Here is a 10,415-nt window from a genome sequence, read left to right as displayed (position 1 = left end):
TCAAATCCTGCCCCCGCAACCAAATCAACAAACAATTAAAAAACCACACACAAAGCTCCTCAGCACACAGCGAGGAGCTTTTTGCCGTTCCAGGGGCCAGGTTAGGGCGGGACGAGCGCGCCACGCGACCCGAGGCGCCAGAAGGGCGTCCTGGCTGACCTTGTCGCCAGAGCAGGGCCTATTGGTTACCCGATGACGCGGGCCAGCCAGGACGCGTTCGATTATACCGAGATGTTCTGCGACCCTAAATGCAAAAACGTGTGAGACGGAGTGCTGTTGCGCGCCGAGTTCGAGACGCGGCAGAAAGCCTGGCAGAGGGCGTCTACGAGAGTGCGGGGCTATGCGCCGGAAGTGGGCGATGGTTGATCGCCGGTCGCTTGGCTTACCCTATTCTAACTTCGCGACGTGAGGCCGGCGCGGCGTGCCAGTAAGCGTTCGATTGCCGAAAGACCGTCATAGATCAGCACGGCCAAGGCGCCGACGATCACGCCGCCTTGCAGGACGAAGGCGATGTTGTTTGACTGAAGGCCGGCGATGATCACTTCGCCCAGCGTCTTTGCCGCAACGGTCGAGCCGATCGTCGCGGTGGCCAGGCTGATCACCACCGACAACCGGATGCCGGCCAGGATGACGGGCATCGCCAGCGGCAGCTCGACCTTGAGCAGGCGCTGCCGGTCCGTCATTCCGGCGCCGCGCGCGGCCTCCATCACCGATGCGGGCAGGGTGGTCAGCCCCGTCAGCGTGTTTTCGAAGATCGGCAACAGGCCATAGAGAAACAGCGCCACGAGCGTCGGCTTCTCGCCGAAACCGAGGATCGGGACGGCGAGTGCCAGCACGGCTACCGGCGGAAAGGTCTGGCCGATATTCACCAGGCTGCGCGACAGCGGCAGGAACTCGGCGCCGAACGGCCGGGTCACCAGAACGGCCAGGGTAACGGCTATGATGATCGCGCCGACGGTCGCGATCGCCACCGTGCGCAGGTGCAGGAGGGTGAGTGTCAGCAAGGAGCCGTGATTGTAGATCGCCGGCGCATTGTCCTGCAACAGCGGCTTCAGCAGCGGAGCGAACCAGTCGGGCGAGACGAGGAAGGCAATAAGCACCGCCAGCAAGACGCCTCGCAGGATATGCGGTATCCACGCCTTCATTGCGGTTTCGCCGCCCGCCGGGTCAACGCTTCCAGTGTCACCTGGCCAAGGATCGTCCCATCGGCATCGGCGACCGGCAAGGCATTGCGCCCGCTCCAGAGCATGTGCGAGAGGGCATCGCGTTGGCTCATTGCCGCGGGCACCGGCTCTCCGCTCGCCACACCCGGCTCGATCGCCTCTCCGGCGGTCCCGATCGACAACAGCCGGAAGGGCCGCTCGCTAGGGCCGATCAGGGTCTGGACGAAGTCGGTCGCCGGGTTTTGCACAAGTTCGGCCGGCGTGGCGTATTGAACCAGCGCGCCCTTGTCCATGACAGCGATGCGGTCGGCGAGCTGGAAGGCCTCGTCCATATCGTGGGTCACCAGCACGATGGTGGTTTTCAGCACCTTCTGGATATCCAGGAGATCGGCCTGCGCCTTCGCCCGGATGATCGGATCGAGGGCGCCGAACGGTTCGTCCATCAGGAGGATGTTCGGTTCGGCTGCCAGCGCCCGCGCCACCCCGACCCGTTGCTGCTGGCCGCCGGAAAGCTCGTGCGGAAAGCGCGCGGCAAACATGGCGGGGTCGAGCTGGAACAGTGTCAGCAGCTCTGTGACCTTGGCATCGATCCGGTGGCGGTCCCAGCCGAGCAAGGCCGGCACCGTTGCGATATTCTGTGCCACCGTGCGGTGGGGGAAAAGGCCATGCCCCTGGATCGCATAGCCGATCCGGCGGCGCAGCATATGACCCGGCATCCCGCGATGGTCTTCCCCATCCAGCCGGATCGTTCCTTCGGAGGGCTCGACGAGGCGATTGATCATGCGCAGGAGCGTCGTCTTGCCGGAGCCCGATGTTCCGACAATGACCGTCACCGTGCGGGGCGCGATCGCCATCGTCACATTGTCGACGACCGCATTGCCGTCATAACGCTTGGTGATGCCGTCGATTTCAATCATGCAATCCTGCCTCGGCTCTGGGACGGCGCGGTCATGTCGATGGCGGCGTCGAGGATAATGGCGGCGGCAAACGCCAGCACCACGGTCGGCACGGCGCCGAGCAGCACCAGATCCATCGCCGTCTGGCCGATGCCTTGGAACACAAAGACGCCGAACCCGCCGCCACCGATCAGGGCAGCGATCGTCGCAAGGCCGATGTTCTGCACGAGAACGATGCGAATGCCGGTGAGGATGACGGGCAGGGCAAGCGGCAATTCGATGCGCAACAATCTCTGCCCGTCGGTCATGCCGATACCGCGCGCCGCTTCGTTGGCCTCGCGCGGCACGCCGGCCAGCCCCACCACGGTATTGGCGACGACCGGCAGCAGCGAATAGAGAAAGAGCGCGACGAATGCCGGTGCGGCGCCGATACCGCGGATGCCGATTGCGGCAGCCCCGGGAACATGGAGCGCGACCCAGCTCAGCGGCGCGATGAGAATGCCGAACAGCGCGATCGACGGGATGGTCTGGACGAGATTGAGTGTGTTCAGCACGCCGTCCCGGAGCGGCGTCACCCGATGGCAAAGGATGCCGACCGGAAGGCCGACGATAACAGACGCCAGCAGCGAGCCCAGCGCCAGTGTCACGTGCCGGGCGGCCTCCGTCCAGAAGACGTCGGCGCGGCCGGCATATTCCTTGAGGATCGACAGCCCGTCCCATAGACCCGACATCAAAATCGCCGCCGCACCAGACAGGGCAAGCGCCAGCAGCACGACACGCAGGATGGGGCGCGGTCGAAGCCGGGTGATCGCGTCCGCAGCCAGAAGCGCATAGGCAAACAGCAATATCCAGAACCCGGACGCCGGCGAGACGCGGGCATAGGTATTTCCGGGCGGGGTGAGGTGCGGCGCTGCCATTCCGATGAAGAGGGTGAGGGCGACAAGTGCCACGACCGCGGTCAGAAGCCTGAGCCATGTCGGTATCTTCACCAGAACGACGATGCCGGCCACCAGCATCAGGGCGAGCAGCGCCATTCCTGCCCCGTTCGGCAGGGCCTCAAGCATCGATTTAGCCTGCCCCGGCACGATGCGATTGGCGCGAAAGGTCGCAAATGGCGCCACCAGGGCGCCATAGGCAATGAGGAGCGCGATAATGACGCCCAGCTTATCCAATCGACGTGTCAAACCCGCATCCCTGCCAGCATTTGACGACGGCCGGTCTCCGACAGGACCCGGCCGTCGTCAGGAGAGCTTATTTCAGAAAGCCGTTCTTCTTCAGAAAATCTTCGGCGACGGCCTTTGCCGGCTCGCCACCGACCTGAACGCGGCCATTCAGATCCTGCAAGGTCACCAGGTCGAGCTTTTCAAAGACAGGCTTCAGCAGCGTCTCGATCTCGGGATGCTCTTTGAGGACAGCCTCGCGGATGATCGGCGCCGGCTGATAGACCGGCTGCACCCCTTTGTCATCCTCCAGGACGACAAGGCCCGACGGCGCGATACCGCCATCCGTGCCGTAGACCATGGCGGCATTGGCGCCGTTCGTCTGGTTGGCAGCAGCGCCGATCGTCGCCGCCGTATCGCCGCCCGAAAGGGTGATCAGCTGATCCGGCTTAAGCTTGAAGCCATAGGTTGTCTGGAAGGCCGGCAAGGCCGCGGCGGAATTGACGAATTCCGACGATGCGGCCAGCACGACATTTCCGCCGCCGGCGACGTATTTGCCGAAATCGCTGAAGGTCTTCAGGCCGTTGGCATCGGCAAGATCCTTGCGTACGGCCACGGCCCAGGTGTTGTTGGCCGGCGACGGCGTCAGCCAGACGATCTTGTTGGCGTCGTAGTCGAGTTTTTTCGCCTCTTCGTAACCCTTCGCCGCATCCTTCCAGACCGGATCATCCGCCTTTTCGAAGAAGAAGGCGGCATTGCCGGTATATTCCGGATAAATGTCGATTTCGCCGGCGGTAATCGCCTTGCGCATCACCGGCGTCGCACCGAGCTGCACGCGATCGGTCGTCTCGATCTTGTTGGCGTTCAGCACCGCCAGAATGATGTTGCCGAGCACGCCACCCTCCGTGTCGATCTTCGACGCGACAACGACCTGGGCATTGGCGGCCGCCGCCGACAGGAACACGGCAAGGGCACTGGCGATGACACTTGTTTTGATACGCACGGTTGGGGTCTCCCTCGAAGCTGTTTGCTATTTCTCTCACGCCGGTCCGGATCCGTCGGGACATAAACTGCCATATGTGGCGCCGTTCAGAGAAAAATAGAGCGGCGTGGGGACAGAATTTCGTCGTCGGTATTTCAACGACAGGCGTGTCGCGAACGCAACCGATAACGGACCCGTCACGGCAACAGCTTTTCCGCATGCATAGCGCAGCGGTGCGAACACGCCGCAGCCGCCCACTGCCATTGCGGTCACGGCGGAAACCGCAAGATCAGCGCATCCCGTCCAGGCTTGGCCATCGACTTGAAATGTCCGGAGATGCTTGGGGCTCAATCAGCCGGTCCCCGGGCCGGGGCATGGCAAGATCTGGTCGCCTCGAAACAATCCTCCAGCACAAGGTCGGTCGCACCGAGGATCAGTCCCATGGCCGTTGGCTCGACATGCCCCGCGCGGATGCCCGGATAAAGTCCGCGCAGATGCTGGCCAGTCATCGTGTCTGACCCACCGTCCCCTGCCGATTGCCTTGCGGTGCGCAGTTTATCCGTCTGTGCCGAGAAAGAAGCGCAGCATTTCATGCGAAGCATCCGGTCCGCTCGGGTCGGTAAAGGATCCGCTCGGGTGGCCGCCGGACCAGGCATGGCCGGCCTGGTCCACGAGCCAGTATTCCAGTGTCGGAATGCCCTGCTCATCGATGTACCGTGTCCTGGTGTAGCGTCGTCCGCCATCGGAGCGGGCCTTGTGGGTCTGGGGCGCCGAATGGGTGTTGGTCGCGCTCGCCGATGCCACGATGCGGTCGGCATTGGAGGGGTGAACCGTGCGGTCGGAACTGCCCTGGAAGACGATGGTGCGAACCTGGGACGCAGCGCTTTTGCCGCGGCATTGCCCGGAAAAGGCAGTTGCATCCCCCCGCATGGCCGCAAGGGCCGACATGACATCGTTTGCCGAACCATAGGCCAGGCCCGAGTGAATGCCGACGGCGGCATAGAGATCGGGATAGGTTTCGCCCATGATGGCCGCCATCGCACCGCCGGCTGACAGGCCAGCCACGAAGACCCGGCGCCTGTCGAGGCCGTATTCCGAGATCAACCTTTCCGTCAGTCCCGCGATGATCGATGGCTCGCCGACACCATGCTTCTGGTCGGTGGGTCTGAACCAGTTCCAGCAGGACGCGCTATTCTCGATCCCCGTCTGTGCGGGATAGGCGACGAGCAGGCCGTGCGCCTCTGCGGCCGTGTTCATTCCCGTTCCGGTCGCAAAGTCGTCCGGATCCTGTTTGCACCCGTGGAGCATGACGACAAGTCCGCGCGGGTTTTCCGGCGCCGAGGCGGGAATGTAGAGCTTGAAGCTTCGCGTGCCTGCGGCGCAGGAAAACGATCGGCTCAGGAATTGCGCGCCTGCCGCGATGGCTGGCGGGCGTCGAGGCTTTGCCATTCCTGCCAGCGGTCCCTCCGCCACGGCACCGAATGCGCTGCCACGCCCCTCCCGCAGCATCCGCACCACCTCATGCAAGGGCCTGCGCTGCCGTTCATGAGGTCCGGCGCGCTGCGCAGCTGCATGCGTTTGCGCATCCTGCCCGGTCTCAACGTCGATAATCTCGGCCTCGGGATGGACTTCGAAGGGTTTCTGACGATGCCCCGGGGACATCTGACGATGCCCCGGGGATGGGGGCAGGATGTCGGGATCCGCCGCCGTGGGTTCCACGGAAGCGGGCCGGCCTGCAAGGGCGGCCTGGATGATCGCCGTTGCCTCGGTGAGGTTCAGCGCGCGGGTCGACGATGTCGCCCGACGCATGGCTGCGAAGAAATCCTCATTCATGGGTCTATCCTTTTGTGCCGGGAGTAAAAGCGCTGTTGCTCAGGCTCTGCATCCCGGTGCTGAACCTTCAAAAGCAGATGTCTAAGTCTCGAAGTCTGCTCGTAAACTGCTGACATGCATCGTATTTCTGAATTGACGGCTGAGTAGAGCGTTCGGCAGGCAGGGCTCCAAGCTCAAATTCGATTTTCGAGAGCAGGTCCGGAAAGCACGACTGCGCCGGACGTTTTCGGGCTTTTTTGTTTTACGCATTTCCGGACGGCAAACCGCGACTACACTTTCCCGGACATACCCTAGAGAATGCGGTCGGCCAGCGCCGATTTCACGTCCCTGCCGGCCTGAAGGGCTCCGAGCACGGTGATGGATGCGATTGTCGCCAGGGCAAGTTCCGGCGTGACATCGGATGCAATGCGCACAAGCCCGACCACCTTGATCTGAAGCTTCTCGCCGGCCGCCTTGACGGCCTCCAGTTCAGCCCTGTCGTAATCGCGCAGCCCCAGTTCGAGCGTCTGGCGGACGACCGACTGCCTGACCGCCTCGCCCTCGGTAGAGAGCTGGTTTCGGATCGCCGTGCGGATGAAATCACTGCGGTTGGAATAAAAGCCTTCCTGAACCAGGAGATCTATGCGCCCGAGATCCACGTAGCCGAGATTGATGGTGAGCTTTTCCGTATCGCTCACTTTGTCACGCCTCTTGCCTGAAGGGTCTGTCACCATCTGTTCTCCATCCGTATGGATGTTATATGGATGGTAAATTGCGGTCTGCAAGAGAAGGCCGGTGTTTTCTTCGGGTAAGAGGATATGTCTCGATGGCCATATGCGAGCAGGGGCTTTGGCGGGCAGCCCCCATCGGTGGCGCGGGGCTGCAGGTCATCTTCTTTGCGGTCCCTTGCAACACAGGAAATGTGGCGCCCTTGTAAAATCAGAAATTGATCTTATATCAATGCTATCGACCATTGCTTGTGACGTCGGTCCAGAGCCCAAAGCTCCTTTCGGATTTCCTCTCAAAAAATCGATCCAACGCCGCGACCCCTCGCGGCAACCACGATTGCTGTGAAAGGACATCGTCATGAACACCGGTACTGTAAAATTCTTCAATAGCGCCAAGGGCTTCGGCTTTATCGAAAACGATGATGGGGGATCGGACGTTTTCGTCCACATCTCCGCGGTCGAGCGCGCCGGCATGCAGCAGCTCGCCGACGGACAGAAAGTGCGCTTCGACATCGTCGCTGACAGCCGCTCCGGCAAGAATGCCGCGGACAATCTCCAGGCGGCTTGAATTTGTCGCTCGTTCCCGCTGACCACGGATGTACTGGCAGTGTGGAACCGGGTGGCGCTGAGAGGTCGGGTTCACGCCCGGCCTTTTTTGTTTGCGTAACGCCGGCTTGCAGGGTGAAATTCCCCACCGGCGCGGCGACCGGGAAGGGCGCCGTTGCGCAATCTTGACGCAATCCGGATCATCCGGGACTGGCGTATTGGCCACGATTTTTGCCCGCCCGCAGCGGGCACGCAGGTCAAACCTGCCGGCGGCAACATTATCGGCATGTCGAAGAAGAAATAGGGTCCGAAAGTTCACGAGCCCCGAACCATCGAGGTCTTCATTGCGGTGTGGGGATCGGCAATCCCATGACCCACAGGAGAGAAATCCATGGCACAGTTCGATTATATGACAGGGGCCGGCCTTTATGCCGGCAAGACGGCAAAAGGCGCTGCCGGAGGCCCGCGCTACAAGCGATTCGATACGGTGGCAGAAGCGCTGCGCTTTGCGATCGAACAAATGGCAAGCAACAAGCTGCGCGGCTCCATTCTGGAAGTGGAGGAGGTCCGTTTCGATGACACCCAGATCCGCAGACTCTACGACGCCCCCGAATATCCGCTTGCCCGAAGCAGCCTTTGACGGCGTCCCGACGATGATCCGCAAAGCGGCATCGGGCGGCAAGCCGGAACGGCCATGACGATCTTTCGGGTTCGGCACCTCAAAGGCTAACGTTAAAAGGCTCCGGTCCTGTTCGCCCAGCACAGGCAGATGTTTCGCCCCCGCGACAGGCTCGATCAGCAACTGCTCGATTGCTCGCCGGTGGCTGCCCCAAGATCAATATCGTCCGCTGGATCCACGATGTCTTCGGCAACTGCATCGCCCTGATCGACGTTGCCGCGCCGTCTCTGTTTTTGCTTGTCGATGAAGGCCGTACGGTCGCCCGGCTTCGCTGCGCGTTTTTGTCATCGGCTAAATCCATGTCCCTGACCGCGACGGGGTGTCCGTTCTCGATGCGCCCGACAGTCCCGGCACCGTGATGGCGCATGGCCGACCGTCGCCGACAGGCGTGCGACCCTGCCCCCGAACTCCTGCCGTCTTAAGCCGCCAACGGAATAGGTCCGGGTCAGGGGATGCCGATCTGTGCCTTCACGGTTGTGCTTCGGCCTCTCGCAGCGAGATCAGGCGCTTTGCCTTCTCGTCCCAAAGAACGAGCTTCACGCATCCAAGGCTTTGGCGAAGGGTGATGCGGCCCATGTCGGCCAAGGCCGGGTGATCGCGCAGCACCTCCGGCAACCGATAGAACGGCACGCGGCTGGAGAGGTGGTGGATGTGGTGCATGCCGATATTGCCGGTGATCCACCGCAGTGGTGCCGGCAGATCGTAATGGGAGGCGCCGTGCATGGCGGCATGGGGAAACTGCCATTCCGGCGGCTTCGACCAATGCGTTTCCTCGAACTGGTGCTGGACGTAAAACAACCAGACGCCGGCGGATGCTGCCAGCAGCACGATCGGCAGGTGCACGGCAAGAAAGGGCACGATGCCAAGCCACCAGATGAGCGCGGCGCCGAGGAGGGCGAGCGCGGCATTGGTTGCCATGGTGGAGATCCAGGGCAGAGCGCCGGATCGCATCATGCCGAACGGAAGCCTCTGCTTGAGCAGGAACAGGAAGGCCGGGCCGAGGCCGAACATGACAAGGGGGTGCCGGTAAAGCCGGTAGCCCAGCCGTCCGCGCGGCGAGCGCGTGCGATATTCGTTCAGCGTCAGCGTGGTGATGTCGCCTACACCGCGCTCGTCCAGGTTCCCAGCCGATGCATGGTGTTCGGCATGGGCGCGTCGCCAGTAGTCGTAGGGAGTGAGCGTGAGGACGCCGATGGCGCGGCCCGTCCAGTCGTCCCACCGCCGCCGGCCGAAAAACGCGCCGTGGCCGCAATCGTGTTGCAGCATGAACAGCCTCAGCAGGAAGCCCGCTGCCGGAACAACGAGGATCAGGCCGAACCAGTAGCCATAATGGGCGGCGGCCCAGCAGGCGATCCAACACAGCACGAAACCCGTAAGGGTGACGGCGAGCTCCCGCACACTGCGTCGACGGTCCGGCGTTCGATAGCCCGACAGGATTTTCAGCCAGGCCTTCTCGCCGACACCGTCTGGTGTACCTGGCGGTATCATGGTTTCCATCGTGGTTTGGTATCTTTCATTTGCGACCGGCATTCTGATGCCGGTTCGGAGCGGGTTGCGGCTTTTCCGGTCCACACCGGAACAGGACAGGGGCGTCGCTCATTGCGTCAGGACACTCAGCGAACCGTCGGTTTCCAGTATCACCGCATCCACTGTCTCTTCCCTTCGATGGCCCGAACTGCGGATTGCTGCCAGGATTTCGCCTTCGGTCAGTCTTTGTTTGCGCATCGCGCTGCGAACATAGGCGCCTTTGCTGAATACGACCGTCGGCTCGCTCTTGACGAGGTCCCCGAACCACCCAACCCGAACGGACATCCACGTGATGATGAATTGCAGAGCAATGAGCAGGGCAAGGGCGGTAATCCCTTCCACAAGGGGCACCGATCGGCTCAAAATCACGGTGGCGAGCACAGACCCGAGTGCAACGGTCACGACGAGATCGAAAGCATTGAGTTTCGACAGTGTCCGTTTGCCGGAAATCCGCAGCATCAGGACGAGGGACAGATATGCCGCCGTTCCGATGATGAGGATGCGCGCGACGCCCAGCCATGTATCAAATATCATGTGCGACCTCCAGCCTTTCCATCGAAAACGTTAGAGCGAACCGGAAAGGTCCAGCGCATCTCAAACTCTTTTGGCAGGCCGTCGCCTTGTCGGGTGCCAAGGGGCGGCTGCGAGGCATGTCAAATCGGCTGCAACGGTCGACTGCCAGATCGACGAGGACCGGTGATGTTGTCGATCTTTGAACTCTCGGCACTGCTGCTGACCCTTTCCGCCGTGCCTGGGGGAGCGCGGCGGTTCCGGAACGGCATCTTTTCGACGCGCTGACCAGTGCCCTCTCAAAGATCGATTTTACCGCGCTGGTGATGGACGGCATGCTGGCCTTCCTGCTTTTTGCGGGTGCGCTGCATGTCGTCGCGCGCAAGCCGCTGTTCGACAAGGCAAAGCCTTC

12 protein-coding genes are annotated in these 10,415 nt (G+C 62.2%); 4 read left to right on the top strand and 8 right to left on the bottom strand.

Annotation, left to right across the window (positions count from 1 at the left end; all coding sequences use genetic code 11):
• Nucleotides 1-392: 392 nt before the first annotated feature.
• The 6 genes from J2Z17_RS24415 to J2Z17_RS24390 all read right to left on the bottom strand — a co-directional run bounded on the left by J2Z17_RS24415 (nucleotide 393) and on the right by J2Z17_RS24390 (nucleotide 6,747).
• Nucleotides 393-1,145 carry an ABC transporter permease gene (locus J2Z17_RS24415; RefSeq protein ID WP_209949336.1) on the bottom strand — a complete coding sequence of 251 codons (753 nt, stop codon included), beginning with the start codon at nucleotides 1,143-1,145 and terminating at the stop codon, nucleotides 393-395.
• Entirely contained in the window at nucleotides 1,142-2,080 is a 939-nt protein-coding gene (locus J2Z17_RS24410; RefSeq protein WP_209949335.1) for an ABC transporter ATP-binding protein, read from the bottom strand. Before J2Z17_RS24410 ends, J2Z17_RS24415 begins: the two co-directional genes overlap by 4 nt.
• Nucleotides 2,077-3,243, bottom strand: coding sequence for an ABC transporter permease (locus J2Z17_RS24405; RefSeq protein ID WP_209949334.1), 1,167 nt, complete (start codon nucleotides 3,241-3,243; stop codon nucleotides 2,077-2,079). Before J2Z17_RS24405 ends, J2Z17_RS24410 begins: the two co-directional genes overlap by 4 nt.
• Before the next feature lie 67 nt (nucleotides 3,244-3,310).
• On the bottom strand, nucleotides 3,311-4,222 hold the full coding sequence (osmF, locus tag J2Z17_RS24400) for a glycine betaine ABC transporter substrate-binding protein OsmF (RefSeq protein ID WP_377300295.1): 912 nt from the start codon (nucleotides 4,220-4,222) through the stop codon (nucleotides 3,311-3,313).
• Between the two features lie 534 nt (nucleotides 4,223-4,756).
• Nucleotides 4,757-6,034 (bottom strand): extracellular catalytic domain type 1 short-chain-length polyhydroxyalkanoate depolymerase, encoded by a 1,278-nt coding sequence (locus J2Z17_RS24395; RefSeq protein ID WP_209949333.1) that lies wholly within the window; start codon nucleotides 6,032-6,034, stop codon nucleotides 4,757-4,759.
• A 290-nt stretch (nucleotides 6,035-6,324) separates the two neighbouring features.
• Complete coding sequence (locus J2Z17_RS24390; RefSeq protein ID WP_209949332.1) at nucleotides 6,325-6,747, bottom strand: CopG family transcriptional regulator; 423 nt, start codon at nucleotides 6,745-6,747, stop codon at nucleotides 6,325-6,327.
• 352 nt (nucleotides 6,748-7,099) lie between these two features.
• Between J2Z17_RS24390 and J2Z17_RS24385 the strand changes: the two genes are divergently transcribed.
• From J2Z17_RS24385 to J2Z17_RS24375, 4 genes are all read left to right on the top strand, one after another.
• Nucleotides 7,100-7,309, top strand: coding sequence for a cold-shock protein (locus J2Z17_RS24385; RefSeq protein ID WP_209949331.1), 210 nt, complete (start codon nucleotides 7,100-7,102; stop codon nucleotides 7,307-7,309).
• Nucleotides 7,310-7,462: 153 nt separating this feature from the next.
• Nucleotides 7,463-7,591: a hypothetical protein gene (locus J2Z17_RS25490; RefSeq protein WP_280923406.1), complete on the top strand. Its 129-nt coding sequence runs from the start codon at nucleotides 7,463-7,465 to the stop codon at nucleotides 7,589-7,591.
• A gap of 87 nt (nucleotides 7,592-7,678) precedes the next feature.
• Entirely contained in the window at nucleotides 7,679-7,927 is a 249-nt protein-coding gene (locus J2Z17_RS24380) for a hypothetical protein (RefSeq protein ID WP_209949329.1), read from the top strand.
• 170 nt (nucleotides 7,928-8,097) lie between these two features.
• Nucleotides 8,098-8,325: a hypothetical protein gene (locus tag J2Z17_RS24375; protein ID WP_209949327.1), complete on the top strand. Its 228-nt coding sequence runs from the start codon at nucleotides 8,098-8,100 to the stop codon at nucleotides 8,323-8,325.
• 109 nt (nucleotides 8,326-8,434) lie between these two features.
• Here J2Z17_RS24375 and J2Z17_RS24370 read toward each other — a convergent pair whose 3' ends face one another.
• Together J2Z17_RS24370 and J2Z17_RS24365 are read right to left on the bottom strand one after the other, a co-directional pair.
• A complete protein-coding gene (locus tag J2Z17_RS24370; RefSeq protein WP_209949325.1) occupies nucleotides 8,435-9,463 on the bottom strand; it encodes a fatty acid desaturase in 1,029 nt (342 codons plus the stop codon).
• Nucleotides 9,464-9,562: 99 nt separating this feature from the next.
• Entirely contained in the window at nucleotides 9,563-10,027 is a 465-nt protein-coding gene (locus J2Z17_RS24365) for a DUF421 domain-containing protein (RefSeq protein ID WP_209949323.1), read from the bottom strand.
• Nucleotides 10,028-10,415: the final 388 nt, after the last annotated feature.

The organism is Heterorhizobium halophytocola, assembly GCF_017873095.1.
Taxonomy (GTDB): Bacteria; Pseudomonadota; Alphaproteobacteria; order Rhizobiales; family Rhizobiaceae; genus Allorhizobium; species Allorhizobium halophytocola.
The sequence above is the reverse complement of the archived record's forward strand: the minus strand, read 5'-3'. Positions and strand labels throughout refer to the sequence as shown.